Below are 1,015 nucleotides of genomic sequence, written 5' to 3' on the forward strand. Positions count from 1 at the left end.
CGGTACCCATTCGGTTTTCAGGCTCCTGAAAAAGCGTTCCATCGGACTGTTATCCCAACAGTTTCCGCGTCGACTCATACTCTGCCTGATTCGGTAACGCCACAGTAACTGCCGGAACTGCCTGCTTGTATAATGGCTGCCCTGATCGCTGTGGAACATCACCCCGGCTGGTTTACCGCGGGTTTCCCAGGCCATTTTCAGTGCCTTGATGGTAAGTCTGCTGTCCGGAGAAAATGACATTGCCCAGCCCACCGGTTTCCTTGCGAACAGGTCGAGAACAACTGCGAGGTATGCCCAGCGTTTACCTGTCCAGATATACGTCACGTCGCCGCACCACACCTGATTTGGCTCTGCCACTGCGAACTGCCGCTCAAGGTGATTCGGGATAGCGACATGTTCATGACCGCCGCGTTTATATCGGTGAGTGGGCTGCTGACAACTGACCAGCCCCAGCTCTTTCATGAGTCTGGCAGCAAGCCAGCGTCCCATCTGGAAGCCTCTCCGGGTTGCCATTGTGGCGATACTCCTTGCCCCGGCAGAACCCTGGCTGATGCTGTGCAGTTCCTGAACCTGGCTGCGCAATGCTGCCCGCCTGCCGTCTGGTTTATCAGGGCGACTTTTCCAGTATTTATAACTGCTACGATGAACCTCGAACACGTGGCAGAGTGTAGCCACAGGATAATGCGCTCTGAGTTTCCCGATTAGCGAGAACTGTTCAGGGAGTCTGATATCAAGAGCGCGGTAGCCTTTTTTAATATTTCATTTTCCATCTCAATACGTTGTAGTTTTTTCTTAAGCTCGCGTATTTCAATTTGTTCGGGAGTTATAGGAGAGGCCTTTGGCGTTTTGCCCTGTCGCTCACTACGAAGCTGTTTTACCCATCGTGTCATGGTGGAAAGACCGACATCCATAGCACTGGCCGCATCAGCCACGGTGTAGTTTTGATCAACAACCAGCTGAGCGGATTCGCGTTTAAACTCAGCGCTAAAATTTCTTCTTTTCATTGGGGCACCTG

General features: G+C 52.3%; 1 pseudogene. It reads right to left on the reverse strand.

What is annotated here, in order from left to right:
- Positions 1-1,004: pseudogene (locus FE392_RS16980) on the reverse strand (IS3 family transposase); the annotation flags it as partial.
- Positions 1,005-1,015: the final 11 nt, after the last annotated feature.

This window comes from Xenorhabdus santafensis (genome assembly GCF_033949405.1).
Classification (GTDB): Bacteria; Pseudomonadota; Gammaproteobacteria; order Enterobacterales; family Enterobacteriaceae; genus Xenorhabdus; species Xenorhabdus santafensis.